Source organism: Streptomyces sp. 1-11, from assembly GCF_007176755.1.
GTDB lineage: Bacteria > Actinomycetota > Actinomycetes > Streptomycetales > Streptomycetaceae > Streptomyces.
In genome coordinates, this window is the sequence record NZ_BJTV01000004.1 from 237,914 (window position 1) to 264,816 (window position 26,903).

Here is a 26,903-nt window from a genome sequence, read left to right on the forward strand (position 1 = left end):
GATTCCTCGTTCGTCTCTGCATGGAGTGCTCGGTGCGGGCGGACCCGCTCAGCGCGGGGTCAGACCCCAGGCCAGGGCCAATGCCGCCGAGAGGGCGAGCGAGCCCATGCCCCAGCGGATGGCCCGGTACTTGGCGGACAGGATGGAGCTGACGTCCACGGCCTGGACGAGCAGCCACCCGGCGGGGTCGCGCCCCGCCTCGGCCACCCGGGCGGACAGCCCCGCGAGGTCGCGGGCGGCCACCAGGTCGCCGAAGTACGTGACCCCGTCCCGGCCGCGCCGGGTGCCGGTGCGCGGCATCACCGCGCCGATCAGCGCGATCACCGCGCAGGCCCACAGCGCCCCGGCCAGGACCAGCGTCACGTCGGCGGCCCCGTGCCAGCCCGGCGCGCCGTGCCGGCCGAGCAGGAAGGCGGGCAGCGCGAGCGTCCCGGACAGCAGCACGGCGGCCTTGGAGTCGGCTCGTCCGACGTCCTCGCGGACCGTGCTCAGCAGTCGTTCGGCGATGCGCTCCCCCGCCCCGTCGTGGCTGTGCCGACCCCCGTCCGGCACGAGCACGATCGGGGCGGGGGAGGTCCTGGGGGCCTCGTCCTCGGCGGTCATCCGTCCCCTTCCGCCCAGGACCAGCCGTCGTCCCGCGGGCGCCTGCGGCCGCGCGGCGGCTCCCGGTCGGGGTCGTCGGCCGGGTAGTCGCCGGCGTGGTCCGGCCGGTACGTCCGGCCCCGGGACGGCTCGCGGTCGTAGTCGTCCGCCGGAAGGGGCTCGGGCCGGTACGTCCGGCCGCGCCGCGGCTCCCGGTCGTAGTCGTCGGCCGGTTCGAGCTCCGGGCGGTACGTCCGGCCCCGGGAGGGCTCGCGGTCGTAGTCGTCGGCCGGTTCGAGCTCCGGCCGGTACGCCCGGCCCCGCGAGGGCTCCCGGTCGTAGTCGTCGGCCGGTTCGAGCTCCGGCCGGTACGTCCGGCCCCGCGAGGGCTCGCGGTCGTAGTCGTCGGCCGGTTCGAGCTCCGGGCGGTACGCGCGGCCGCGCCCCGGGTCCCGGTCGTAGTCGTCCGCAGGGTACGGCCCGGGCCGGTGGGCGCGCCCGCCCTGGAGTCCGGCGTCGTGGCCGTCCGCCGGACGGCGGTCGGTCCGCCGGTACGGCTCGTCGTCGCGGCGGTCCGGCGCGTAGTCCCCGGCGGAGTCCTCCGGCCGGTACGTCCGGTTCCGGGCGGGCCCCCGGTCGTAGTCGTCCGCCGGACCGGGCTCGGCGCGGCGGCGCGGGCGGGAGGGCGGTTCGTCCATGACGGCGTCCTCGTCCCGGTGGAGTTCGGCGCGGTGCACCTCCTCGCGGGTCTCGGACCGGTACGTCTGCGTCCGGTAGGTCTCCGCGCGGTGCGACTCGGCCCGGTGCGACTGCCGCCGGGGAGGTTCGTCCGACACCCAGTCCGGGGTGAACGGCCCTTCGGCGGCGGGCTCGAGCTGCCGGGTCTCCCGGCGGGCCGGGACCGCGCCGATGGGCCCCTGGAGCGGGCGGCGCTGCTCCTGGTTGAGCAGGTTGAGGACCTGGGTCTCGACGTCCGCCGAGTGCAGCTCGCCCCTGAGGGCCATGGTGTAGAGCCGGTCGACCCGCTCCCGCTCGTCCTGCCGGCCCTCCTGGCGGATCTTCTCCAGGAAGTCCTTGGCGCCCTCGGGGTCGGCGGCCAGCATGAAGCTGAGCTGCTCCAGCTCGCCGCCCTGCAGCATGCGCCGGAACGACTCCTGGCGGACCCGGGTGACCTCGGCGTCGGCCTGTGCCCCGCGCCGCTGCCTGGCGTACTCGATGGCCTCGTCGTCCACCCCGAGCCGGACGTACAGCCGTACCCGCAGCCCGAGTTCGCTGCCCAGGTCGCTCCAGCGGCCGCCGACGCACTCCCGGGTGATGACGCGGTTCGCCTGCTCGGCGTCGGTCACCCGGTAGGTGAGGGTGATCTCGCGCAGCCGTTCCAGCACCGGGGAGGTGAGCCGGGCCGCGACGTCGGTGACGACCTGGACGGCGGCCAGATAGGGGTCGGTCACCTCCCACTCGATGTCTACCTCGGCCTTGAAGAAGCTGGTGCCGCCGGCGGCCGGCAGTTCGAGCTGGAGCGGCGAGACGTGCGTGCCCTGCGCGATCTCGCAGACGTTGTACGGCCGGGCCAGCGTCCGCTTGTCCACGTGCCGCACGCCGGCGACGGTGATCACGCTGTGGCCGCCGTTGCGGTAGAAGAGCACGCAGGCCTTCTGCGCGCTCGCCACCGGGTACGCGCCGAGCGGCGCGTACTCCCGCAGGAACGGTCCAGCGGGCGCCGTGCCCCCGGCCGCCGTCTCGTCCTCGTCCTCAGCCATGCGTGTCCTCCTCGCGGGTCCTCTCCCGGCGCGTCCGCTCCCGGCGGTCCGGCCGCCGCGGCGAGACGGCGAGCCACCACAGGTCGCGCGCCCGCGCGTCGGGGAGGGGGTTCTCGGGGTCGTTCATCATGTGGCGCAGCAGCCAGTCCAGCCGCCGCCGGTCGTACTCCTCGGTGGCCAGCGCGGGCAGCAGCGCCGCGAGCCCCGGCCGGGTCCATTCGGCGCCGTCCTTGCGGACGGCGGACCGGAGCAGGCGTTCCAGCGCGTCCATCGCCACGTCCCTGGCCCGTGCCGTGTTCAGCGCCGTCCACAGCAGGTCGGCCATGGGGGCGACCAGTTCGGGGCGGGTGGCGGCCAGGGCGAGCGGCAGCGGCCAGTCGCCCCGGCTGGCCAGGGGCGCGTCGAGGTCCGCCGTCAGCAGCTCGTCCACCGTGGTCAGCGCGAGCCGGACGGTGGTCACGAGCCCCAGGTCCTGGTACGGCTCGCGCTTGTGGTGGGTCCACTCGGCCATCCGCGCCAGCACCTGGTCCGCGTCCGGCAGCGCCAGCAGCCGGACGACGTTGAAGGAGGCGGCCGCGAGCTGTTCCCCGTCGTCGCGGACCCCGATCCGGGCCAGCGCGTCCAGCGTGTCGTCCATGCCGGCCGCCGCGTTGCCGTACCCGAGCGCCATCGCCGCCGTCCAGCGCAGCGCCGGGGCGCCGGCGCGGCTCCAGTCGCCGACCAGCCGGTGCACCGTCTTGCGGTGGGTGTCGTGGCCGGCGGCCTGGTCCAGGGTGGTGGCCGCGAAGATCCGGCGGCGGGGCGTGCCCGCCTCGGCGAGCGGCCGCACCAGCTCGGCGTAGCCGTAGTCGAAGTCCCGTACGCACAGCTCGCCGGCGGCGACCGCGGCGCGCATCCACACCTGGGAGCGCGGGTCGTCCGCGAGCAGCCTGAGCCAGCGCACCACCGGCGCCCGGACCGGGAAGTGCCGGTCCCACAGCTCGGTCAGCACCGCCGAGGGAAGGGCGGTGCCCCGGTACCAGATCAGCCGGGCCGGGACCTCGGCGCCGGCCACCTCGACCTGACCGTCGGTCACCTCGGCGCGGGACAGCGCCAGGTCGGCCTCCGGGTCGTCGCAGAACAGCGGGCGGGCCGGGGTGTTGTCGGGGTCGCACTGGACGGACAGTTCCCAGGTCAGCAGGTGGGCGGCGGCGGCCACCGCGCTGTGCGAGGCGCCGCCGAGCACGGCCAGGGCGATCCGGAACGCCACCGGGTGGAACAGGTCGGCCGTGTCCGGGCGTCGCGTGTCGGCGTCGGCACCGGCGGGCCGTGCCGTCAGCGCCCGGTCCACCCCGGCGAACCATTCCTGGGCCTGGCCGGCGGCCAGGCTCCGGCAGCCGGCCAGCAGCTCCTCGTAGGAGATGTCGCCGAGCACGTGGCCGGCGAGCAGGGACGCGATCAGCTCGGCCTCGGCGGGGCGCAGGTCCTTCAGCCCGACGACGTTCTCGACCTCCTCGCGGGCCCACAGCTCCTCGGCGCGGGCCAGCAGTCCGGCCGGCCCGGCGTCCTCGTCCGGCGCCGTGGCCGCGTGGCGCTCCAGCCGTTCCAGCAGCCGGGTGCGCAGCAGTTCCCGGGTGGGCGCGGGCGGGCAGAGCATGCCGTACCGGCCGGCGAGCAGCGCGTTGGCGGCCGATCCGATGGTGACGACGATCACCGCGAAGGCCTCGCGGCGGTCCAGGGCGGCGGCCAGCTCGTCGAGGTCCATCTCGGCGGGTGGCAGTGTGCCGGGCCGGGTGAGGGAGAGTTCCAGCAGGTAGCCGGTGCCGCGCCGGGACTCCTCGCCGTCGTCGTGGGAGTCGCCCAGCGACCCGGCGAGCTGCCGCACCCCGCCGTCCGGGTCGACCCGGCGCACCCGCGATCCGGTGCCGGGCTCCGGGTCGTCGCCGTTGGCCGAGGCGGAGGTGACCTCGTCGAGGAGGGAGAGCGCCGTGCTGCTCCGCCCGGTGCCCGGAGCGGCGCCGAGCACCAGCAGCCGGCGGGCGCGCAGCGCGTTGCGCAGCCGTATGTAGCCGTCCGGTTCCACGTGGACGCGGCGCAGCCGGCGCAGTTCCTCGTCGGGCACGGGTCCGCTGCGCATCCCGGCGCCGGAACGGCGGGCGTCCAGGCGCAGGTTGATGTCGCCGATGTGGGCGTTGCCGAAGTAGGAGCGGTCGAAGCTGGTCAGGTCGCGGCCGACGTCGAACAGCAGCCGGGTGGCGCGGCGGGTCCGCGCGGCGGCGGCGAGGTCGGTGGGGCCGTCCTCGTTCTGCTCGGCGCCCAGGGGGTCGCGGGTGTACTCCTTGAACCGCCCGGCGGCGCGCTCCCGTTCGCGTTCGCGCTCCTTCTCCCGCTCGGCGGCCTCGTCCTCGGCCTCGCCGTCCTTGCCGGGTCCGCCGTCGTCCCCGCCGGACCTGCCGTCGTCCTTGCCGTCGTCCTTGCCGTCGTCGCGGTTCTGCTCGCCGCGGCCCTTCCCGCCGTCGGGCCCCTTCCTGTCCCCGGGTTCGGGCGAGCGGTCCTGGCCGGACCTGTCGGGGGTGTCCTCGGCCGGGCCGGCCGGCTGCTTGTCGTCGCTCACGCGTCCCCGCCCTTCCGCCGCTCGCCGTCGCGTTCGGTGATCCGGCCGATGTGCACGGGCTGCTGGTAGACGTTGTCGTGGTGCTCGGACATGTCGCCGTGCACGGTGTACTGGTTGCCTGACGGGCGCTGCCGGGCCGGGCCGGCCGCGCGCGCGGCCGGGCCGGTGTCCGGGTCCTGGGCGGAGGCGGGCCGCGGGGCGCCGGCGGGGTCCGCGGGCAGGGTGTCGCCGGCCGGCGCGGACGGGGCGGCGGCGGGGATCCGTGGGGCGGGCAGGCCCGGCAGATGGCACCAGGCGGTGACCTCGCCCTCCTTGAGCTTCAGCCGGGCCCGCGAGTACTGCCCGGGCTCGATGAACTTGCCGCCGCCGCTGACCACGTCCTCGTACAGGGACTGGGAGGTCACCAGCACCAGGTCGGCCCCGTTGGCGTCCAGCAGGTCGCGGGCGACGGCGGAGTCGGCCAGCCGGCAGGCCAGGTCGACCGCGCGGCCGCTGATGCCCCGCTCGTCGTGGCGGACCGGGCCGACGTGCATGCCGATGCGCAGTCCGAGCGGCACGCGCAGTCCGCGGTTCTCGTCCCGGAGCTTCTCGCGCACCTCGACCAGCCACAGGCCGAGCAGCCGGCTCACCGCGACGCGGCCCGTCACGGCCACCAGCACACCGTCCCCGCGGTCTTCCAGGTGGAGTGCGTCACGGGACACCGAGGCGTGGGCGAAGGCGGTCTCCAGCACCCGGTAGATCCGGGCGCGCATCCGCGGCTTGTCGACGTCGTCGTACTCCCCGGACCGTCTGGCGTCGACGCTGATCACCAACTCGTAATGTTCTTCGGTGAGTTCCGGTGCGTCGTGGTTCACCCGTGCCCCCTGCAGTGCTGTCCGCTCGTAGAAGAGGTGGTCGTCCCATCAGCGTCGGGCCCGGGACGCGGGGCCGTCTGTAGCCGTTTACACACGGCGAACGGTGCGTTACTCGTGATGGCCGTCCGCGAGGAGGGCGAGCAGGGCCGGATCGAGGATCTCCACCATCCGGTTGCCGGTGCGCACGATGCGCTGGCCGCGCAGCAGCCGCAGGGCCTTGGCGACGGCCTCCCGGGTGGCGCCGATGGTGGCGGCCAGCTCGTCCTGGGCCAGGTGGACGACGGAGCCGGCGGGCGCGGGGCCGGACGGGCGGCCCGCCGCGGCGGGGGCGTAGGGGCCGGCGGCTTCGGCCGCGGAGAGTTCGTTGAGCCGGCCGGCCAGGCGCTGCAGGACGGTGAGGGAGGCGAGCGCGGACCGTTCCTGGTCGGCGCTGCGCAGCCGGAAGGTGAGCTGGCGTATCACCAGTCCGCTGACGCGGGGGTGCAGGGCGAGGAAGCGCCGGAAGGCGTCCCCGGATATGACCTGGGCCTCTATCGGGCCGAGCGCGCGCACGGTGGCACTGCGCGGGTGCGGGTCGAGCGCGGCCATCTCGCCGAGCAGCTCACCGGGCCCGCGCAGGCCGAGTATCAGCCGGGTGGCGCCGCGGTCGGTGGAGACGGAGACGGTGACCCAGCCCTCGATGAGGATCAGCACATGACTGGATCGGTCCCCCTCGGTCAGGAGGTGGGCGTCGGGCGGGAAGTGCTTGCGGCTGCCGAGGGCCATGACGCCCTCGCGCTCCTGGGCGGACAGAGCCTGCGCGAACGCAAGGTCATTGCCGAGCAGTCCCATGGCCACGCCCCCCGCCGCAGTGCCGATGGCCGGTTTTTCGATGGCGTTGATGGTGGCAGAACGCGGGTTTCGGGCGAGTGAATTGCGCCACATCGGGGGTACCGTCCGGTAATGACGGAACTGCCAGGTAGGTCGTCCGGACGGTGCGTGTCATGGGCGCGCGGCGGCCGCACGGCGCGGTGGCGCGGGGCCGTTCCGGTCGTCGGCGTCGATCGACTACGGCGAGGTCAGCACCCCCTACGGGTGACACCTCGCATAAATGCGCCAAGTCGGCGACCGGGGTGAATTGGCGGAAACTCAGGTTTTCCGCAAGTCCGGCGCCACGGATCTCAGCCTGCGGCGCAGGTCTTCCCGTCGAGTGTGAAGCCGTACGGTGTCCGGTTCCGGCCCTGCCAGGAGGCGATGAAGCCGAAGGACAGCGAGGAGTGCGCGGCGACCGCCCGGTCGTAGTCGGCGGCGGTGGCGGTGACCCGGGAGCCGTCCTGGTGGGCCGTCGCGTCCCACATCTGGCCGACCTGCTGGCCGTCCCGGAAGCTCCAGGCGACCCGCCAGCCGTCGAGCGCCTCGTCGGTGGTGACGGTGACGGTGGCCTGGAAGCCGTCGGGCCACTGGTTGTCCAGGTGGTAGGCGACCCGGCAGACGGGGGCGGGGGCGTCCGGCCGGGCGGGGCCGGCGGCGGTGGTGCCGGAGGAGGTGCCCTGCGGTTCGGGGTCGGGGCCGCCGGTCTCGTGCCGGGGGCGGGGAGCGGTCGCGGAGGGCGCGGCGGAGGCGGGTGTCCCGGACGCGGAGTCGCCGGGCGCCGGTTCCCGGGACGCCGGGGAGCCGCCCGGGGGCGGGAACGTGCCGGGGTCGGCGACCGGCTGCCGGTCGTCGCGGGCCGCCGCCTCGTCGTCGCCGGAGCCGCCGAACGGCATCATCGACACCCCGAGCGCCAGCGCCGACAGCAGTACCGCCGCGGCCAGCAGGCCGCCCCGCAGCGCCCGGCCGCGGCCCGCCGGCTGCTCCGGGCCGGCGTCGGCCGCGCCCGGGCGGCCGGCGCCCAGCCGGACCTCGGCGGCGCGCCGTCTGCGCTCCAGGTAGGCGAGGCCGCCCCAGCCGACGATCCCGCCGGCGAGCGCGGCGGGCAGGCCGCCGCCGTGCGGCCGCAGACAGGCCGCGGCCTCCGCGCACCGCGCACAGGTGGCGAGGTGCCGCGAGAGGTCGGCCGGGGTCTCGGCGCCGGCCGACCGGGTCACCGCGTCCAGCAGCCGGGCGTAGGCGCGGCACTCCGGCTCCAACGGCGAGTCGAGGTGCGCGCGGTGGCAGCGGCCCCGGAACAGCCCCCGCACCTCTTCGAGTTCACCGGCGGCCGTGGCCGGGTCCAGGCCGAGCCTGCGGGCCACGGCGGGCAGCGGCAGCGCCTCCACCTCGGCGAGCCACAGCAGCGCGGCGTCCGCCTGCTGCAGGTCCCTCAGGCCCCGCAGCGCGACCGGCCGCCCGGGCGGCGGCCCGGCGTACCTGGCCGCCTGGCCGGAGTTGAGCCACAGCCGCAGGTCGGGGTCCAGCTTGTGCCCCTGTCCGCCGGCCTCCCAGCCGGCGGCCGTGTTCCGCACCGCGGTGAGCAGTTCCGGGATCGCCGGCAGCCGGCCCGGACGCCGGCCGGGGCCGCGCCCGGGTACGGCGCCGTCCCCGGCCCGCAGCTCACGCATGCCCAGCGTGAAGGCCTCGGTGGCGAGCTGATGGGCCGTCAGCGATCCGGAGGTGCACAGGTCGGCGTAGCTGAGCACCGCGTCCCAGCACTCCGAGAACAGCTCCGCCTCGGTGGCGTCCTTGGGGGCCGGGGCCGGCAGGTCGGGCATGGCACTCCTGCATCCACGAACAGGGTCAACTCACCGCACAGACAAGGAAGTTGGGCGAACCCCGCGGCGGGGCAGGAGCCTTTCACGCCTCCGACACGACTGACAAGCGCCGTGTTCGGACCGAGTGATCACGGCGTCGCGCGCCGTGACCGCGGCCGGGCCCGCGACTCCCGTACCTCATACGGACGCGGGCCCCGATCCGCTCACCGTGCGGCCGGCCGGTTCCCGGCAGGTTCCGGGCAGGTTCCCGGCCGGTCAGACCTCCACCGGCTCCGCGGCGGGCAGGCTGTCCATGAAGGAGCTGACCGAGAACACCGCGCGGCCGGGTCCGGGCGGGCCGTAGCCGGGCGGCGAGGAGAGCCCGAAGTCCTCCATCGTGGCCCGGTAGGCCTCCAGCAGCCGGATGTGGTACTCCAGCGGCGCGCCCTGCGGGTTCGCCTTGCCGAGCGGGGTGGTGGGCTCCGGGCACCAGGTGGTGAAGCGGGGCGTGATGCCGTGCGACATGAAGAAGCGCAGGCCCTCGGTGGTGGAGGCGATGGCCTCGTCGACGGTGGTGAAGCCGAACGGCTCGGCCATCTCCACGCCCGCGACGAAGTTCGGGATCACGTTGCGCGCGCCGAAGATCTCGGCGGAGTCCAGGATGCGCCGGTGCCACTCGTCGCGGCCGACGTATCGCTCCTTGCCGGGGCAGTACAGCTCGAAGAGCCGGCGGTCCCACACCTCGAAGTTGGGGTGGTAGATCTGCACCCCGTAGTCCTTGAAGCGCTGCACGTCCGCCTTGGGCAGCGCCTGGGCGACGACCTTGCCGATCCAGCGGCCCGGGAAGCGCTCCTCGATGGCCTTGGCGTAGTGGCCGTAGAAGTCGGCCTCGTCCCGCCCGGCGACCGTCTTGGTGATGGCGCCGCCGGTGAGGGTGTAGGCGGTGGACGCCTTCTGGGTGTCGTACCGGTCGATGATCTCGAGGGCCTCGAGCACCTCCTCGACGTCCTTCACCCCGGTGTAGGGCCGGCCGGCCGCCTTGTGCTGGCGCCAGTTGTGGTTGATGTCGCAGTACTGGCACTCCTCCTTGGCGCCGAAGTACTGGCAGACCCGGAAGACGGTCAGGTAGATCAGGTAGCCCCACTGGATGGTGGGGGCGACCTCCATCACCGACTTCCCGTTGGAGAGCTTGTGCCGGTAGTACTCGGGCATGGGCGGCACGCCGACGTCGGCGATCCGGCTGCCGTCGAGGTACAGGCCGAGCAGCCCCTCCTCGTCGGCGGCGACCCGGTACGGCGAGGCGGGGTTCACCCGTACGGAGACGACGGTGCGGCGCAGGTCGTACGGGCCGCCCGTGAGGATGATCTCCTCCGGCGGCCGGCGCAGCGCGGCCTCGCCCAGCTCGGGCAGCGTGCCGTGGTCGAAGGAGAAGATGAAGTACGACTTCGGCTTGACCTCGCCGCTCTCGTTGTCGCTGAGCGCCGACGCGTCGAAGGCGACTCCGCCCCGGAGCAGGTCCTCCTTGAAGACGGCCTCCCGCGGCACATGCGGGAAGCGCTCCATCAGATCCTCGACCAGCGCGGTACGGCTGCCCATTCCGTCATCTCCTCCCGGCTCGGACATTCGGCTCTCACCGTATGCCCCCGTCCGCGCGCCGGCCCGGCCGGGTCCCCCGCTACGGCGGTGCCGCCGTGCCGTCCGCCCCGGATCAGGCCGTCCGCTCCAGGACGGTGTGGTCGACGGCGTGCTCCAGGGGATCGCCCGCCGCCAGCCGCGCCGCCTCCGCCACCACCGTCCGCCCCAGCCGGGCGACCTCGTTGCCCTGCGAGCCGGCGAGGTGCGGGGTCACGAACGCGTTGGGCAGGCCGAACAGGGGCGAGTCGGCCGGCAGCGGCTCCGGGTCGGTGACGTCCAGCACGGCGCCGAGCCGGCCGGTGCGCAGCTCCGCCACCAGGGCGTCGTGGTCGACCAGGGCGCCGCGCGCGGTGTTGATCAGCACCGCCCCGGAGGGCATCAGGGCCAGTTCCCGGGCGCCGATCAGGTGCCGGGTCTCGGGGGTGTCCGGGGCGTGCAGGGTGACGACGTCGGATGCGCGCAGCAGGTCGTCCAGGGCCAGCAGGGGGACCCCGAGCCGGGCCGCCCCTGCCGCGTCGACGTAGGGGTCGGCGAGGCCCACCCGGAGGTCGTGGGGCCGCAGCAGCTCGATCAGCCGGCGGCCGACCCGGGAGGCCCCGACGACGCCCACCCGGCGGCCGTGGTTGCCGGTGCCGGGCAGGATGTCGCCGTAGGCGGCGGAGCCGCGGGTGCGCAGCAGGTCCCGGGCGGCGAAGACGTCCTTCCCGGCGAGCAGGATCATGGCGAGGGTGTACTCGGCGACGGGCAGGGCGTTGGCGGCGGCGGCCGAGGAGACGGCGATGCCGCGCTTGAAGACCTCGGGCGTGGTGAAGCCCTTGACGGAGCCGGCCGCGTGCAGCACGGCGCGCAGCCGGGGCGCGGCGTCCAGGGCGGCCGGGTCCAGCAGCGGGCAGCCCCAGCCGGTGATCAGGATCTCGGTGCGGGCCAGGGCCTCCCGGACCCGGGGGCCGGTGAAGTCCTCCGCCACGAGGCCCGGGTCGATGTCCACGTGCTCACGGAGCCCGGCGAGCAGGTCCGGCGGGAAGACGCGCGGCACGTTCCGTGCCGTCATGGCGAACAGTGCCTTGGGGCGCTCGGGCAACGCAGCAACCTTCCGTGTCGTCGGCGCGCGGACCGCGGGCGCTGGGACAGCAACCGCTCTCCACGGTAGGTCCCGGCGGATGAGAGGGTCAACGAAGACGCACCCCAGAAAGGGACGGCAAGGATGAGTCAGACGGCGCGGACGGTCACCAACTGGGCCCGGAACATCACCTACGAGGCCAAGGAGTTCCACCGCCCCGGCACCCAGGACGCGCTGCGGTCCCTGGTGGCCGGCAGCGCGCGGGTGCGGGTGCTGGGCAGCGGCCACTCCTTCAACCGGATCGCCGAGCCCGGCCGCGACGGGGTGCTGGTGTCGCTCGCCGGCCTGCCGCCGGTGGTCGACGTGGACACCGTGGCCCGCACGGTGCGCGTGAGCGGCGGTGTCCGGTACGCGGAACTCGCCCGTACGGTCCACGCGCACGGACTCGCGCTGCCCAACATGGCCTCGCTCCCGCACATCTCGGTGGCCGGCTCGGTGGCGACCGGCACCCACGGCTCGGGCGTGGGCAACGGGCCGCTCGCCACGGCGGTGCGGGAGGTGGAGCTGGTCACGGCGGACGGCTCCACGGCCGTCGTCGCCCGGGGGGACGCCCGCTTCGACGGCGCGGTGACCTCGCTGGGCGCGCTCGGCGTGGTCACCGCCCTCACCCTGGAGCTGGAGCCGGCGTACGAGGTCGAGCAGTACGTGTTCACCGAACTGCCCCTGGCCGGGCTGGACTACGAGGCGGTGGCGGGGGCGGCGTACAGCGTGAGTCTGTTCACCGACTGGCGGGAGCCGGGCTTCCGGCAGGTGTGGGTGAAGCGGCGCACCGACCAGGCGCCGGTGGACTTCCCGTGGGCCGCCGCCGCGACCGGCGCGATGCACCCGGTGCCGGGCATGCCGGCGGTGAACTGCACCGCGCAGTTCGGGGAGCCGGGCCCCTGGCACGAGCGGCTGCCGCACTTCCGGGCCGAGTTCACCCCGAGCAGCGGGGCCGAGCTGCAGTCGGAGTACCTGCTGCCGCGGCCGGCCGCCCTGGACGCGCTGCACGCGCTCGACGCCGTCCGGGCGACGGTGGCCGGCGTCCTGCAGACCTGCGAGGTGCGCACCGTCGCCGCCGACCCGCAGTGGCTCAGCCCGGCGCACGGCCGGGACTCGGTGGCGCTGCACTTCACCTGGATCGAGGACACCCCGGCCGTGCTGCCGGTGGTCCGCCGGGTGGAGGAGGCGCTGGAGCCGTTCGACGCCCGCCCGCACTGGGGCAAGGTGTTCACCGTGCCGCCCGCCGAGCTGCGCCGCCGGTACCCGCGCCTGGCCGCCTTCCGCGACCTGGCCCGGTCCCTCGACCCCACCGGAAAGTTCAGCAACGCCTTCGTCCGGGAGGTCCTCGGGGACTGAGCCCGCGGCGGCTTTCCCCACCCCCTTTCCCAACCCCTTGTCGAAAGCACCACCAGCCCATAGCCTGTCGCCGCGCCGGTGCCGGTCCCGTCCCGGCCCGGCCCGACGCCATGGGAGGGGCGGCCCCCGTGCAGCGCACGTCACGCGACATCCGCACCGCGAACCGCTACGAGGTGCTGCGCCAGATCATCGCCGGCTCCCCCACCTCCCGGCAGGAACTGGCGGCCGCCACCGGGCTGAGCCTGGCCACAATCGCCACGCTGGTCGGCGAGCTGACGGAGCTGTCCATGATCGCCGAGGTCGGCTTCGAGGACTCGGCCGGCGGCCGGCCCCGGGGCCTGGTCGCCGTCGACGCCTCCGGCGGCGCCCTGATCGGCGTGGACATCGCGGAGACCTACGTCCACGCCGAGCTGTTCGACCTGGCGCTGAACGTACTGGCTCGCGCCGACGAGGACGTGCCGCCCGGCGAGAGCGCCCCGGAGCGGGTGGCCGCCCTGGTCGCCGCCGCCGTCGGCACCGTGGTGGCCCGGGCCGGGGTCGAGCCGGCCCGGGTCCTCGGCGTCGGGGTGAGCGTGCCCGGCCAGGTGGACCGGGACCGCGGGGTCGCCGAGTACGCCGCCAACTGGGACTGGCACGACGTCCCGCTGCTCGATCTGCTCGCCGGGCACATCGACCGCCCGCTGTACCTGGACAACCCGCTGCGCGCCTGCACGGTGGCCGAGCTGTGGTTCGGGGCCGCGCGGGGCCGTGGGGACGCGGTGGTGGTGAACCTCGGTACGGGGGTCGGCGCCGGTCTCGCGCTCGGCGGCGGACTGTACCGGGGGGTCAGCAACAGCGCGGGCGAGTGGGGACACACCACGCTCGTGCTGGACGGCCGGCTGTGCCACTGCGGCAGCCGCGGCTGCGTGGAGACCTACGTCGGCGCCCTGGGCATCATGCGGAACCTGAGTGAACTGAGCCCGCGGTCACCGCTGCTGCACCCCGGGGACCAGACGGCGACCATCGACGCCCTGGCCGCGGCGGCCGCCGCGGCGGACCCCGTGGCGCTGGAGGTGGTGCGCGAGACCGCCCGTCATCTGGGCGCCGGGATTTCCGACCTGATCAACCTGCTCAACCCCGAAGTGGTCGTGCTGAGCAGCTGGGTGGCGTCCCGGCTGGGCGCGCCGCTGCTCGCCGGGGTGCGCGCGGCCGTGGCCCGGCACGCGCTGCGGCGGCCGCTGGCGGCCACCGAGATCGTCCTCTCCCCCATCCCCACCGACCCGGTGTCCCTGGGCGCGGCCACGTTCGCGCTGGAGGGGGCACTGCGGTCCGCCGGCAGACCGCGCGCCGGCAGGCGCGCCGCGACCCCGCTCCGGGCCGCCACCTGACTCCCGACGAGCTAGGAGACCGATGTCCTTCCGCACCGACACCGCGTACGTAGAGGACGTCTCGCCGGGCTCCGGGGTGCTGCCGCCCCGGGCCTGGTACGCCGCCTCGGACGCCAAGTCCCTCTCCCTGAACGGAAGCTGGCGTTTCCGGCTGTCGGACACCGCGGACGCCGAGGACGACTCCTTCGCGCGCGAGGGGTACGACGCGTCCGGCTGGGCCGAGCTGGCCGTCCCCGGCCACTGGGTCCTCCAGGGCCACGGGTCACCCGCCTACACCAACCACCTCTACCCGTTCCCGGTCGACCCGCCCCGCGTCCCGACCGAGAACCCGACCGGCGACCACCTGCGCGTCTTCGACCTGCCCGGGGACTGGCCGGACCGGTCGGACGGCGGTGCGGTGCTCCGGTTCGACGGTGTGGAGTCCTGCGCCCGCGTCTGGCTGAACGGCGCCGAGCTGGGCGAGTTCAAGGGCTCGCGGCTGCCGCACGAGTTCACGGTCGGCGCTCTGCTGAAGCCGGCCGGCAACGTGCTGGCGGTCCGCGTCCACCAGTGGTCGTCGGGCTCGTACCTGGAGGACCAGGACCAGTGGTGGCTGCCGGGCATCTTCCGTGACGTCACGCTGCTGCACCGCCCGGCGGGCAGCGCCCCCGACTTCTTCGTGCACGCCTCCTACGACCACGCGGCCGGCACCGGCACCCTGCGCGTCGACTCCGGCGCGCTGGGCCGGGTGAGCGTGCCGGACCTCGGGATCGACGTCGCCACCGGGGAGCCGGTGACGGTGCCCGTCGAGCCGTGGTCGGCGGAGACCCCGAGGCTGTACGACGGGGTGCTGGCCGCCGGGGGCGAACAGGTGCCGCTGCGTATCGGCTTCCGCACGGTGGAGCTGTCGGACGGGCTGATCAAGGTCAACGGCAGGACCGTGCTGTTCAAGGGGGTCAACCGGCACGAGTGGCATCCGGAGCGGGGCCGCGCGCTCGACCTCGCGACGATGCGGGAGGACGTGCTGCTGATGAAGCGGCACAACGTCAACGCCGTCCGCACCTCCCACTACCCGCCGCACCCGGCCTTCCTCGACCTGTGCGACGAGCTGGGCCTGTGGGTGGTCGACGAGTGCGACCTGGAGACGCACGGCTTCATCGAGCAGGGCTGGCGGGACAACCCCGTCGACGACGACCGCTGGACCCCGGCGCTGCTCGACCGGGCGGCCCGCATGGTCGAGCGGGACAAGAACCACCCCGCCGTCGTCGTCTGGTCGCTGGGCAACGAGGCCGGCACCGGCCGCGGCCTGACCGCGATGGCCGAGTGGATCCACGGCCGCGACCCCTCCCGGCCGGTGCACTACGAGGGCGACTTCGACTGCCGGGACACCGACGTGTACTCGCGGATGTACCTCCCGCACGCCGAGGTGGAGCGGATCGGCCGGGGCCTGGACGGCGGCGCCCGGCGGCGCCGCGAACTGCCCTTCTTCCTCTGCGAGTACGGGCACGCCATGGGCAACGGCCCCGGCGGGCTCGCCGACTACCAGCGGCTCTTCGAGGCGCACGAGCGGCTGCAGGGCGGTTTCGTCTGGGAGTGGATCGACCACGGAGTCAAGGACGAGCGGTTCGGCTACGCCTACGGCGGCGACTTCGGCGAGGAGCTGCACGACGGCAACTTCGTCTGCGACGGGCTGGTCTTCCCGGACCGGCGGCCCTCCCCCGGCCTGGTGGAGTACAAGAAGGTGATCGAGCCGGTCGCGATCGAGGGCGACCCCGTCGGCGGCGCCGTCCGCGTCACCAACAAGCACGACTTCGCCGACCTCTCGGCCCTGGCCTTCGCCTGGGCCTACCAGGTGGACGGCGAGACGGTGGCGTCCGGCGCCCTGCCGGTGCCCCCGCTGGCGCCGGGCGAGTCGGCCGAAGTGAAGCTGCCGGAACCGCCGGCCGCGGCCCCGGCGGGCGAGGCCCACTGGACGGTACGGGCGCTGCTCGCCGCCGGCACCGCCTGGGCGCCGGCGGGACACGTCGTCGCCTGGGGCCAGTTCGCGGTGTCCGCACGCCCCCGCCCCTCGGTCCCGGCGTCCCGCGGCCCGGTGCGCGGCGGGTCGCTGATCACCCTCGGCCCGGCCTCCTTCGACGCCCGTACCGGCGCCCTGCGCGCGATCGGCCCGGTGGCGGTGACCGGGCTGCGCCTGGACGTGTGGCGGGCCACCACCGACAACGACGACGGCGCCCCCTGGCAGAGCGACGTCCGCCACGGCCCGCTCTGGCGCGAGCTCGGCCTGCACCGCATGCGCCACCGGCTGGACGCCGTGGAGGTGGCCGAGGACGCGCTGACGGTGCGCACCCGGGTGGCGCCGGCGGCCCGGGAGTTCGGGCTGTCGGCCGTGTACCGCTGGACGGCGGACGCGACGCGGCTCGGACTGACGGTGTCCGTGACCCCGGACGGCGACTGGACGGTACCGCTGCCCCGGCTCGGCGTCCGCTTCGGGCTGGCCGCGGCCGACCGGGTGCGGTGGTACGGCGGCGGCCCCGGCGAGGCGTACCCGGACAGTGTGACGGCGGCGGAGGTCGGCCGCTGGCAGTCGGACGTGGACGAGCTGCAGACGCCGTACGTCCGTCCGCAGGAGAACGGCGCCCGGGCCGGCGTCCGCTGGGCGGAGCTCGGCGGTCTGCGCGTCGAGGGGGACCCGGAGTTCTTCCTCACCGCCCGGCGCTGGACCACCGAGCACCTGGACGCGGCGGCCCACCTGACCGACCTCGTCCCCGGTGACACGGTGTGGGTCAACCTCGACCACGCTCTGCACGGCCTCGGGTCCCAGTCCTGCGGTCCGGGCCCGCTGCCGCGGTACTTCCTGCGGGCCGAGCCCGCCCGGTTCTCGTTCGTCTTCTCGGCGGTTCCCGCCTGACGGACCAGCGGTTACGCACGGGCCGCCGGGACGCGCACCGCGTCCCGGACGCCCGGACCCGATGCCCTAGGATGCCCGCTTGGCAGCCAAGGAGGTGCCCCATGGCCCGTGCGGGGCTCACCGTGGACAGGATCGTCTCGGCCGCCGCCGAACTCGCCGACGAGGCGGGCTTCCCCAACGTGACGCTCTCCGCGCTGGCCCGGCGCTTCGGGGTGAAGGACGCCAGCCTGTACTCGCACGTCCGCAACCTGAACGACCTGCGCACCCGGCTGGCCCTGCACGCGGGCGGCGAGCTGATCGACCGGATCGCGGACGCCGTGGCCGGCCGGGCCGGCCGGGACGCGCTGGCCGCCTTCGCGGGCGCCTACCGCGCGTACGCCCTTGAGCACCCGGGACGCTACGCGGCCACCCAGATCCGCGTCGACCAGCGCCTGGTCGCCGACTCCCCCGCCCTGCGCCGCACGGCCGAGATCACCTACGGCATGCTCCGCGCCTACGGCCTGGCCGAGCCCGACCTGACCGACGCCGTACGCCTGCTGCGCAGCACCTTCCACGGCTACTGCGCGCTGGAGTCGACCGGCGGCTTCGGCTCCCCCCGGGACGTCCAGGCCTCCTGGGACAAGGCGGTGGAGGCTCTCCACATCGCCCTCACCCACTGGCCCCGGGAGGCGGGTCCGGGGCACTGAGCGGGGCCGCCACGGCGGCGCGGGCGGACGCGGTCAGGACAGGTCGCCCACCGCGTCGGCGTAGTAGGCGGATTCCGCCACGTGGTGCGCCAGTTCCCGGAAGGTCCAGCCCTCGCCGGGCGACGCGTCGAGCTGTTCGCCGGTCAGCGCGTCCAGACGCACGGCCCAGACGCGGGCCAGCCGGGTGAGACGGCTGCGGGCCTCGTCGAGGTCGTCGGCGGTGAAGGGGGCCAGGTCCGCCGCCGTGGTGCTCGCGGAGGCGTGCCAGTGGTCCGGCTGGGGCGTCTCGCCCGCCAGCCGGGCCTCCAGTTCGGCCAGATGGTCGATGAGGTGGTCGGCGACCCTGCGGATCGCCTTGTGCGGGGTGTACACACGGTCGTCGGCCCGGACGGGCGTGCCGTCCCAGGCGGTCCAGCCGGCGGCCAGGTCCAGCACGTGCTCGACCATGGCGGTGACGGCCCGTGCGGGCGTTGCGTGTTCGGTGTCGCTCATGGGAAGGACGCTAGGTCCCGATCCGTTCGGCGGCGGCCGAAGTGTCCGCGCCCTCCGCCGCCCCGCTCGGCGGCGCCGCGCTCCACGCGGACCTCGTTCCCCCGGGGGCGCCGAGGACCACCCAGCCGGTGCGACCCGAGACCCGGCCGGCCCCGGACCCGGCCGGCCTGAGTCCCGGCCGCCCGAGACCGCACCGCTCGGGCGCAAACCCTTTCCACCCCTCGCCCCGCCGGGCGCGCCGTCAGCGCGGCGCGCTTGGACTAGCGTCGAGACATGACCAGCAGCCCGCCCGGCGGCGCCTCCCCCGCCCTCGCCGGAGCCCTCGCCGCCGGCCCGGTCGTGCTCGACGGCGGCCTGTCCAACCGGCTCGAGTCGGCCGGGTACGACCTCGGCGACGAACTGTGGTCGGCTCGGCTGCTCGCCGAGCGCCCCGAGGCGATCACCGAGGCGCACCTCGCCTACTACGAGGCCGGCGCGAGCGTGGCGATCACCTCCAGTTACCAGGCCACCTTCGAGGGCTTCGGCAGGCACGGGATCGGCCGGGCTCGGGCGGCGCGGCTGCTGGTGCTCAGCGTGGAGCTGGCCCGGGAGGCGGCACGCCGGGCGCGGGCGGCCGGGGCGGCCCGCCCGCTGTGGGTGGCGGCCTCGGCCGGTCCGTACGGGGCGATGCTCGCCGACGGCTCCGAGTACCGGGGGCGCTACGGGCTGAGCGCCGGGGAGCTGGAACGGTTCCACCGGCCGAGGCTGGAGGTGCTGGCCGCCGCCGCGCCGGACGTGCTGGCCCTGGAGACGGTTCCGGACGCGGAGGAGGGGGCGGCGCTGGTGCGGGCGGTGCGCGGGCTGGGGGTGCCTGCCTGGCTCTCCTACACCGTCGAGGGCGGGCGTACGCGCGCCGGGCAGCCGCTGGAGGAGGCGTTCGCGCCCGCGGCGGACGCCGACGAGATCATCGCGGTCGGCGTAAACTGCTGCGCGCCGGAGGACGTGCCGTACGCGGCCCGGACCGCGGCCCGGGTCACCGGCAAGCCGGTCGTCGTCTACCCCAACAGCGGCGAGTCCTGGGACCCGCGGACGCACACCTGGACCGGCCGGTCCAGGTTCGGCGCGGACCAGGTCGGGGCGTGGCTGGACGCCGGGGCACGCCTGATCGGCGGCTGCTGCCGGGTGGGCCCGGAGGACATCACCGCGATCGCCGGGGCGTTGTGAGCGGGGCGCCGCGCTCCTGGAAGCGGGGCGCTACGCTCCCGGGCGCCTGACGACGGGCCCCGGCACCGGCGCCGCCGCCTGCGACCTCGTCGCGGGCGTCCGCAGGGGCGGGCGTCCACGCGGACGACGTCACGGTCGCTTCGCCCGGACGCCGACGCCACCGGCCCCCCGCGGCACGCCGCCGCCGCCGTCACACCGTCCGGACGTCACCCGGCGCACCGGCCTCCACGCCGACGCCCTCCGGCCCCCCGCGTCACCGGCGTAGGGCGCCGACCGAGCGACGCAGGCGTCTCACCGCCGAGGCGCGGACGGCTCCCGGCGGTCTGGCGCCGGTGGCGGACGCGGGCTCGGGGACGGCGGCGGGGGCCGGCCACAGACCCAGCTCGGCGTCCCTCGGGCCGTACACGACACTGGGCTCACCGCCACCGAAGATCCGCACCGGATGCGAGGCGTCCCAGGCCTGCCAGCCCGGGTCCCCGGACGCGGCGAACCGCACCCAGGCCGAGTGCATCGCGTCACACAGCTCCTGCGGCGCGCCCGCCCCCGCCAGCTTGACCGACTCGGGCACCTCGCCGGTGCCGAAGACGAACCCGAGTTCGAGCGCGTGGCAGGCGCCGAGTCCGGGGAGCAGGGACGGCCAGGCGAACTCGTACAGGTAGGAGCTGCCCGGGCGGGCGTCGGCGAGCCGGTGCAGCGGCAGCCGGAGCAGGTGGTCGGTGACCATCTGGCCGACGATCTCGGCGGTGCCGGCGCCCGGCCGCGCGGCGCGGTAGCCGCGCGGCACCTCGTGACCGGCGTGACAGCGGGCCATGGCCCCGGCCAGGGCGACCGTGCCCAGCCGGTCGACGCGCTCGACCAGCCCGCCGGGCACCAGCCACAGCCGGTACTCGTCCCGCGTCCAGCCCATGAGCAGGTCGGCGCCCCGGGCCGCCTCCCCGTCGATCAGGGCCCTGAGCGGGTCGCGGGGCACGAGGTCCCCGTCGACGACGATGCCGAAGGCGGGGCCGCCGAGCACGGGGCTGCTCAGCCGGCTCACATCGGCCTGGGTGCGCAGCAGCAGCTCGCGGTCGACGGCGGCGAAGGCCTCGGCGGTCGCCGGGATCTTCAGCCGTCCGGCCATGCGGCGCACCATGCGGCGCACCCGGTCGCGCTCGGAGACCTCCGGTGCGCCGCTCTGCAGCACGGCCCGCCGGAACAGGCCCTGGGCCTGGGGCGCCGCGATCAGGGCGCCGACGCTGATCGCCCCGGCCGACTGGCCGCACAGGGTGACGTTGCCGGGGTCGCCCCCGAAGGCGGCGATGCTGTCGTGGACCCACCGCAGGGCGGCGAGCTGGTCGCGCAGGCCCGGGTTGGGCGGCGCGTCCGGGAACAGTCCGTAGCCCTCGACGCCCAGCCGGTAGTTGGCCGAGACGAGCACGACCCCGTCCCGCGCGAACGCGTGCCCGCCGTAGACGGGTACGGCGGAGGAACCCCTGGTCAGGGCGCCGCCGTGCAGCCACACCAGCACCGGGAGGCGGGCGCCGGGGCCCGGTTCCGGGGTCCACACGTTGAGGTTGAGGCAGTCGTCGCCGGCGATCACGGGGTCGGACAGGTACCGGGCGAACGCCTCGGAGTACGCCGGTTTCGGCGGCGTGGGCCCGAAGGCGCCGGCGTCCCGCACCCCGTCCCACGGCTCGGGCGGCTCCGGCGGCCGGAACCGCCGGGGACCGAAGGGCGGAGCCGCGTACGGAATCCCCCGGAACACCGCGACACCCCGCTCGTACCGGCCGCGCACGGCCCCGTGGGGTGTCCCGACCTCGGGCCCCGTCGGCTGCACTGCCGTCATCGCCCACCAGCCCTTCACCACGCCCGGACCGTGCCGTACGGCCGCCCGGGCACCGATCGAGCACCGCTCACTTCAGAGCACCACACCGCGCGGATGTATTCCGGTGCACGGAGTTCCGGCTGGGCCGTACGAGGGACGCGGGACGCGCCCGAGCGGGACGCGGCGGACGCCGTAAAGGGAGGCCGGCACTCCCCTGCGGGGGTTCACCGGCCTCCCCGGCCGTGCGGACATGTCGGATGGGGCGCACGCCGAGTCGAGTGACCCGGGATTTCGGCGAGAGCCCGCGCGGTCACGGTGGCCACGGCACCGGCCCCGAGCACCACTGCCGTGACCACCGCGATCGCCGCGGACCCGGGCGCGGCCCTTCACCGAGCCGAAAGCTTCCCCCGGACGGGCGGCCGGCCCCGGCAATGCGTGCGCTCCACTCACCTCGATGGCGGAACGGGTTCACCGCAGAAACGTCACTCGGTGCGCCGTCCTGCCCACGGCGGGCGGCGATCCGTCCGCGCGGCGGCCCACGGCCGCCGCCACCTGCGCCCGTACAGCTCGTTTGTACGGGTGCGGGTTGGTGAACACGGGCACACACATGGGGAGTTCGACCGCATGGGAACGAGCCGACGGGCACGCAGGAACGCCTCGGCGATGCGGATGGTGGGTGCGCTGCTCGCCCTCCACCGCGAGGCCGCCGGGTACACGCAGAGGTCGCTGGGCGAGCGGTTCGTCGTCGGCGAGCAGCAGATCGCGTCGATCGAGCAGGGCAGACGTCCGCTGAAGCCGGACCTCGCCGAGCAGCTCGACGAACTCCTCGACACGAGAGGGGCCTTGTCCGTCGCCCTGAGCAGGATGCCGGAGGTCGATCTGGTTCCGATGTGGGCGGAGGAGTTCCTCGACCAGGAGCGGGCCGCCATCGCGATCTCGTCGTACGAGAACCAGGTGGTGCCGGGTCTGCTGCAGACGGGTCCGTACGCACGGGCGGTGTTCCGCAGCCGTGTGCCGGTCTACGGAGAGGACGAGATCACGCAGTTGGCGGAGGCACGCCTCGAACGTCAGGCGATCCTGAAGCACAAGGAGGCACCGATCACCTGCTTCGTCGTCTGGGAGCCGGTGGTGCGCGCTCCGATCGGCGGCAGGGGCGTCTGGACCGCGCAACTGCGCCATCTGCTCGCCTGCTCGGAGCTTCCCGGCCTGATGCTCCAGGTACTGCCGCTGGACCGCTCGACGCACGCCTCGCTCGACGGCCCGTTCGTCCTGCTGGAGACCCCCGAACATCAGCGGCTCGCGTACGTCGAGACGCAGCGCGGCAGCCAACTGATCGCCGATCCGGACGAGGTGGCCATCCTCACGCAGAAGTGTGCGATGCTGCGATCGCAGGCCCTGACCCCCGAGGACACCCGGGACCTGCTGGATCGACTACTAGGAGAGCAATGAGCGGCACCGCACTTCGGTGGTTCAGGTCGAGCTACAGCGGCAGCGAGGGCGGCAACTGCCTCGAAGTAGCAGCCGCCCCCACCGCCGTCCACATCCGGGACTCCAAGACCCCCGCCGCACCCCACCTCACCGTCGCCCCCGCCTCCTGGGCCGCCTTCCTGAGGCTGACCAGGGGCGTCTGACGCAGCAGGGCCGCCCGGGTGCGACCGCCAGTGCGACGGGTGCTGTCCGATTCCTTCAAGACCCGGGGTCCGGCTCCCGCCTAGCGTGGGCCCATGACTCCACGATTCGCCGTGATCGGCGTGGTGGCCTCCGACCTGGCCGCCTCGCTCGCCTTCTACCGTCGCCTCGGACTGGTCTTCCCCGAGGGGGCCGAGACGCAGCCGCATGTCGAGGCGGAGCTGCCGGGCGGGCTGGTGCTCGCGCTGGACACCGAGGAGACCGTACGGTCCTTCCACCCGGCGTGGCGGCCCCCCGCCCCCGGCGGCCGGGTCGCGCTCGCCTTCCGGTGCGGCTCGCCGGCCGAGGTGGACGCCGTGTACGAGGATCTGGTGGGCGCCGGGTACCACGGGGAGCTGAAGCCCTGGGACGCCTTCTGGGGGCAGCGGTACGCGACCGTGCACGACCCCGACGGCAACGGCGTCGACCTGTTCGCCGCACTAGCCGCCGAGTAGCTCGCCGAGCGTCCGGCCCGCCAGGTTCCGCACGTCGCGGGCGAGGTGCGGCTGGTCCGCGTAGCCGGCGCGGGCCGCCGTCTCGGCGTACGGGACCCCGGAGCGGGCCAGGGCGAGGGCGCGCTGCAGGCGCAGGATGCGGGCCAGGGTCTTGGGGCCGTAGCCGAACGCGGTCAGGCAGCGGCGGTGCAGCGCGCGTTCGCCGACGCCGAGTTCGGCGGCCGTCGCCGCGACCGGACGGCCCGCGTCCAGGGACTCCACCAGCCGGCGCAGCAGCGGGTCCGGGCGGCCGCACTCGGCGGCCCGGTCCAGGGCGATGTCCTCCAGGGCCGTGGCCGCGTCGGGTGCCGCCATGACGCGGTCGCGCAGCCGCCGCACCCGCGCGGCGGGCCACAGGTCGGTCAGTTCGACGCGGGTGTCGCGCAGTTCCGTGGCCGGCACGCCGAGCAGTGCGGGCGCGGTGCCGGGGAAGAAGCGCAGGCCCGCCCAGGCGCGGGGCGGGCCCTCCGGGACGTGGGCACGGGTGTCGGGGCCGGCGACCAGCAGCCGGCCCTCGCTGAACAGCAGGTCCATGCAGCCGTCGGGCAGCACCGTCCGGGCGGCGTCGTCCCCGGGGGTCAGGCGCCACACCACGGCGCCGGCGAGCCGCGACGGCCGTTCCTCGTACACGGAGGCCAGGCTACGCCGCGGTCGGCGCCCCGGGCGGCGGAAACGTCACCGGCGGGCAGCCGAAGGGCACCGCCCCGTGCGCCCTCGCCGGCGGTCAGCCGCCGTGCGGGGGCGTGTCGCCGTGCTCCGCGTCGCCGCCGTTCACCCCGTTCGCCCCGTCGGATCCGGCAGCGCGGGGCCCGCCGGCCGCCCGGTCCCCCTTGTGGGCGTGGTGGTGCGGGTTCCTGGCGTGGCTGCGCAGGCGGGCCGTCACGTCCTCCGGGGGCAGGAAGCGGGACCAGCGCTCGGGGAACTCCGAGGGCATGTCGGGATCGTCCGGGTCGCTCTCGCGCGCCGCGGCGGCCCGGGCGACGTACTCGGCGACCTGCGCGTCCAGCACCCGCTCGTTCGCCTCGCGGGCGGCGGCCGTGGCGGCGGCGGGCCAGACCCGGTCGATGGCGGCGTTCACCGCCGCGCCGACGAGCACCGCGAAGGCCGACACGCCGATCCACAGCAGGACGGCGACGGAGGCGGCCAGCGACCCGTAGATCGTGGCGCCCTCGATGGTGTGGGTGAGGTAGATGCGCAGCAGCAGACTGCCCAGGACCCACATGGCGAGGGCCACCAGGGACCCGGGCACGTCCTCGATCCACGGGGAGCGCACGGGCACCGAGACGTGGTAGAGGGTCGTCAGGAAGACGACCGAGAGGAGCAGCACGACCGGCCAGTACAGGACCTGCACGAGCGTCGCCGACCAGGGCACGATCCGCACGACGGCGTCCGGCCCCGCCACCATCAGCGGCAGCGCCACCGAGCCGATCAGCAGGGCCACGATGAACAGCAGGAACGACATCAGCCGGGTCTTGACGATGCCGCGCACGCCGTCGAGGCCGTACATGACGGTGATGGTGTCGATGAAGACGTTCACCGCGCGGGAGCCGGACCACAGCGCGAACAGGAAGCCGATGGAGATGACGTCGGGCCGGCCGCCCGCCATCACGTCACGCAGGATCGGCTCCGCGATCTCCTTGACGCCCTTGTCCGACAGGACGGTCCGGGAGGCCTCCAGGATGTTGTGCTCCACGCCCTGGATGGTGTCGGCGCCGGTCCAGGCGTCGACGTAGCCGAGGAGGCCGATGAGGCTCAGCAGCAGCGGCGGCACCGACAGCAGGGTGAAGAACGCCGCCTCGGCCGCCAGGCCCAGGATGCGGTACTCCATGCACGAGTTGACGGTGTCCTTGAGAAGCAGCCAGGCGGTCCTGCGCTTGGATACGTTCCGGTAGAGGGCTCTGGCCCGGTGGAGACGGCCGGCGGGCCGCTCGGGGGATTCACTTCCTGACTGCACGACCTAACGGTATCCGCCGTACCGGGCCGCCCTCACCTTCCGGGGGTGGCGGTCCGGGCCCGGCCGGTTCCGCAACGGCACGGCGGCGCCCCGGGAAGCAGGATCGGCGCGATCGCGGGTAGGTTCGCAGTCATGGCAGGCAATCCGACGCACACGGTGACGAACCAGCCGCCCGCGCTGGTGGGCTACGACGTCTTCGGCGCCGACCGGGCCCTCGTGGAGGCCGTCGATCGGCACACCGCCGCCGAGGTGCAGGACGAGGTGCGCGCGGAGTTGTCCGGGCTGGGTGGGGCCGCCGGGTCGGAGCAGGTGCAGGAGTGGGGGGCGCAGGCCAACGAGTTCCCGCCGCGGCTGCGCACGCACGACCGCTACGGACACCGGATCGACGAGGTGGAGTTCCATCCGGCCTGGCACCGGATGCTCGGCAAGGGCGTCTCGGCGGGGCTGACCTCCGCCTGGAACCGCCCCGCGGGGCATGTGCGCCGGGCGGCGGCGTTCCTGGTGTGGACCCAGGTCGAGGCGGGCAACTGCTGCCCGCTGTCGATGACCCACGCGGCCGTGCCCGCGCTGCGGACCGATCCGGCGCTGGCCGCCGAGTGGGAGCCGCGGCTGACGTCGACCATCTACGACCGCGGTCTCAGGCCCGCCGCGGAGAAGGCCGGCGCCCTGTTCGGCATGGGCATGACCGAGAAGCAGGGCGGCAGCGACGTACGGGCCAACACCACGCGGGCCCGGCCGCTCGCCGAGGCCGGGACGTACGAGCTCACCGGGCACAAGTGGTTCTGTTCGGCGCCCATGTCCGACGGCTTCCTGGTGCTCGCGCAGGCCCCCGGGGGCCTCACCTGCTTCCTCGTGCCGCGCGTCCTCGCCGACGGCGGCCGCAACGTGTTCCTGATCCAGCGGCTGAAGGACAAGCTCGGCAACCGGTCCAACGCCTCCGCCGAGGTCGAGTTCGACGGCACCTGGGCCCGCGTGGTCGGCGAGGAGGGACGCGGGGTCCGCACGATCATCGACATGGTCGCGGCGACCCGGCTGGACTGCGCGCTCGGCTCGGCCGGCCTGATGCGGCAGGCGGTGGCCCAGGCCGTGCACCACTGCGAGCACCGGGAGGCGTTCGGCGGCAGGCTGGCCGACAAGCCGCTGATGCGCAACGTCCTGGCCGACCTCGCGCTGGAGTCCGAGGCCGCGACCACGCTGGCGCTCCGGCTGGCCGCCGCCCACGACGACGGAAGCGAGCACGAGCGCGCCTTCCTGCGGCTCGCGGTGCCCGCCGCCAAGTACTGGATCACCAAGCGCTGCGCCCCGGTCGCGGTGGAGGCCGCCGAGTGCCTGGGCGGCAACGGGTACGTCGAGGAGTCGGGACTGCCCCGGCTGGTGCGGGAGTCGCCGCTGAACTCCGTCTGGGAGGGCGCGGGCAACGTGCAGGCGCTGGACGTGCTGCGGGCGCTGCGGCGCGAGCCGGGCGCGCTGGACGCCTGCCTCACCGAGATCGGGCGGGCGCACGGCGCCGACCACCGGCTGGACCGGGCGGTGAAGGACCTGTTCACCGAACTGGCCGACATGGAAGGCGCCGAGGGCCGGGCCCGGCGTCTCGTGGAGCGGCTCGCGCTGGTGCTCCAGGGGTCGCTGCTGGTGCGGTTCGCGCCGCCGGAGGTCGCCGACGCCTTCTGCGCCTCACGGTTCGGCGGCGACCGGGGCGCCTCGTTCGGCACGCTGCCCGGGGGCCTGGACCTGGCGCCGTTGGTGGAGCGGGCGCGTCCGGTGTCCTGATCCGGCCGTCGCGCCGCGCGCGGGAACGGACGGGGGTGGTGCTGCGCC

General features: G+C 75.0%; 21 protein-coding genes. 9 read left to right on the forward strand and 12 right to left on the reverse strand.

Going from position 1 to position 26,903, the window contains the following annotated elements; genetic code table 11:
- Positions 1–48 precede the first annotated feature (48 nt).
- The 8 genes from TNCT1_RS10740 to TNCT1_RS10775 form a co-directional block, all read right to left on the reverse strand.
- Complete coding sequence (locus TNCT1_RS10740) at positions 49–603, reverse strand: Pycsar system effector family protein (RefSeq protein ID WP_143630634.1); 555 nt, start codon at positions 601–603, stop codon at positions 49–51.
- Positions 600–2,342, reverse strand: a complete 1,743-nt coding sequence (locus TNCT1_RS35975; RefSeq protein ID WP_216856609.1) for a hypothetical protein — start codon at positions 2,340–2,342, stop codon at positions 600–602. The genes TNCT1_RS10740 and TNCT1_RS35975 overlap by 4 nt, the downstream gene beginning before the upstream one ends.
- The gene (locus TNCT1_RS10750; protein ID WP_143630635.1) at positions 2,335–4,935 is read right to left on the reverse strand and encodes a hypothetical protein; all 2,601 of its coding nucleotides are present in this window, start codon (positions 4,933–4,935) and stop codon (positions 2,335–2,337) included. The genes TNCT1_RS35975 and TNCT1_RS10750 overlap by 8 nt, the downstream gene beginning before the upstream one ends.
- Entirely contained in the window at positions 4,932–5,789 is an 858-nt protein-coding gene (locus tag TNCT1_RS10755) for a hypothetical protein (protein ID WP_143630636.1), read from the reverse strand. The genes TNCT1_RS10750 and TNCT1_RS10755 overlap by 4 nt, the downstream gene beginning before the upstream one ends.
- 108 nt (positions 5,790–5,897) lie before the next feature.
- A complete protein-coding gene (locus TNCT1_RS10760) occupies positions 5,898–6,620 on the reverse strand; it encodes a Crp/Fnr family transcriptional regulator (protein ID WP_143630637.1) in 723 nt (240 codons plus the stop codon).
- 329 nt (positions 6,621–6,949) lie between these two features.
- A complete protein-coding gene (locus tag TNCT1_RS10765) occupies positions 6,950–8,458 on the reverse strand; it encodes a cellulose-binding domain-containing protein (protein ID WP_143630638.1) in 1,509 nt (502 codons plus the stop codon).
- A 255-nt stretch (positions 8,459–8,713) separates the two neighbouring features.
- On the reverse strand, positions 8,714–10,033 hold the full coding sequence (locus TNCT1_RS10770; protein ID WP_143630639.1) for a radical SAM protein: 1,320 nt from the start codon (positions 10,031–10,033) through the stop codon (positions 8,714–8,716).
- Positions 10,034–10,145: 112 nt separating this feature from the next.
- On the reverse strand, positions 10,146–11,153 hold the full coding sequence (locus TNCT1_RS10775) for a hydroxyacid dehydrogenase (protein WP_143630640.1): 1,008 nt from the start codon (positions 11,151–11,153) through the stop codon (positions 10,146–10,148).
- Positions 11,154–11,276: 123 nt separating this feature from the next.
- On the opposite strand from TNCT1_RS10775, the gene TNCT1_RS10780 reads away from it, so the two are divergent.
- The 4 genes from TNCT1_RS10780 (at position 11,277) to TNCT1_RS10795 (ending at position 17,470) form a co-directional block, all read left to right on the forward strand.
- Entirely contained in the window at positions 11,277–12,530 is a 1,254-nt protein-coding gene (locus tag TNCT1_RS10780) for an FAD-binding protein (protein ID WP_143630641.1), read from the forward strand.
- Positions 12,531–12,640: 110 nt separating this feature from the next.
- Entirely contained in the window at positions 12,641–13,897 is a 1,257-nt protein-coding gene (locus TNCT1_RS10785) for an ROK family protein (protein ID WP_373920466.1), read from the forward strand.
- Positions 13,898–13,919: 22 nt separating this feature from the next.
- Complete coding sequence (locus TNCT1_RS10790) at positions 13,920–16,784, forward strand: glycoside hydrolase family 2 TIM barrel-domain containing protein (protein ID WP_143630643.1); 2,865 nt, start codon at positions 13,920–13,922, stop codon at positions 16,782–16,784.
- A gap of 101 nt (positions 16,785–16,885) precedes the next feature.
- On the forward strand, positions 16,886–17,470 hold the full coding sequence (locus TNCT1_RS10795; RefSeq protein WP_143630644.1) for a TetR/AcrR family transcriptional regulator: 585 nt from the start codon (positions 16,886–16,888) through the stop codon (positions 17,468–17,470).
- 33 nt (positions 17,471–17,503) lie between these two features.
- Here the strand turns inward: TNCT1_RS10795 and TNCT1_RS10800 are convergent, their stop codons facing one another.
- The gene (locus tag TNCT1_RS10800; RefSeq protein ID WP_143630645.1) at positions 17,504–17,962 is read right to left on the reverse strand and encodes a hypothetical protein; all 459 of its coding nucleotides are present in this window, start codon (positions 17,960–17,962) and stop codon (positions 17,504–17,506) included.
- Between the two features lie 273 nt (positions 17,963–18,235).
- Here TNCT1_RS10800 and mmuM point away from each other — a divergent pair, with 273 nt between their 5' ends.
- Entirely contained in the window at positions 18,236–19,165 is a 930-nt protein-coding gene (gene mmuM, locus TNCT1_RS10805; protein WP_143630646.1) for a homocysteine S-methyltransferase, read from the forward strand.
- Positions 19,166–19,418: 253 nt separating this feature from the next.
- On the opposite strand, the gene TNCT1_RS10810 is transcribed toward mmuM, so the two are convergent.
- Entirely contained in the window at positions 19,419–20,990 is a 1,572-nt protein-coding gene (locus TNCT1_RS10810) for a carboxylesterase/lipase family protein (RefSeq protein WP_143630647.1), read from the reverse strand.
- A 603-nt stretch (positions 20,991–21,593) separates the two neighbouring features.
- Here TNCT1_RS10810 and TNCT1_RS10815 point away from each other — a divergent pair.
- From TNCT1_RS10815 to TNCT1_RS10825, 3 genes are all read left to right on the forward strand, one after another.
- Positions 21,594–22,418, forward strand: a complete 825-nt coding sequence (locus TNCT1_RS10815) for a helix-turn-helix transcriptional regulator (RefSeq protein WP_143630648.1) — start codon at positions 21,594–21,596, stop codon at positions 22,416–22,418.
- Complete coding sequence (locus TNCT1_RS10820; protein ID WP_143630649.1) at positions 22,415–22,600, forward strand: DUF397 domain-containing protein; 186 nt, start codon at positions 22,415–22,417, stop codon at positions 22,598–22,600. Before TNCT1_RS10815 ends, TNCT1_RS10820 begins: the two co-directional genes overlap by 4 nt.
- A 93-nt stretch (positions 22,601–22,693) precedes the next feature.
- Positions 22,694–23,092 (forward strand): VOC family protein, encoded by a 399-nt coding sequence (locus TNCT1_RS10825; RefSeq protein ID WP_143630650.1) that lies wholly within the window; start codon positions 22,694–22,696, stop codon positions 23,090–23,092.
- On the opposite strand, the gene TNCT1_RS10830 is transcribed toward TNCT1_RS10825, so the two are convergent.
- Entirely contained in the window at positions 23,078–23,761 is a 684-nt protein-coding gene (locus TNCT1_RS10830; RefSeq protein WP_143630651.1) for a helix-turn-helix domain-containing protein, read from the reverse strand. The two genes, TNCT1_RS10825 and TNCT1_RS10830, sit on opposite strands and share 15 nt — an antisense overlap.
- A gap of 94 nt (positions 23,762–23,855) precedes the next feature.
- Positions 23,856–25,085 carry a YihY/virulence factor BrkB family protein gene (locus TNCT1_RS10835; RefSeq protein WP_235902516.1) on the reverse strand — a complete coding sequence of 410 codons (1,230 nt, stop codon included), beginning with the start codon at positions 25,083–25,085 and terminating at the stop codon, positions 23,856–23,858.
- 132 nt (positions 25,086–25,217) lie between these two features.
- On the opposite strand from TNCT1_RS10835, the gene TNCT1_RS10840 reads away from it, so the two are divergent.
- The gene (locus TNCT1_RS10840) at positions 25,218–26,855 is read left to right on the forward strand and encodes an acyl-CoA dehydrogenase family protein (RefSeq protein ID WP_143630652.1); all 1,638 of its coding nucleotides are present in this window, start codon (positions 25,218–25,220) and stop codon (positions 26,853–26,855) included.
- The last annotated feature ends 48 nt before the right edge of the window (positions 26,856–26,903 follow it).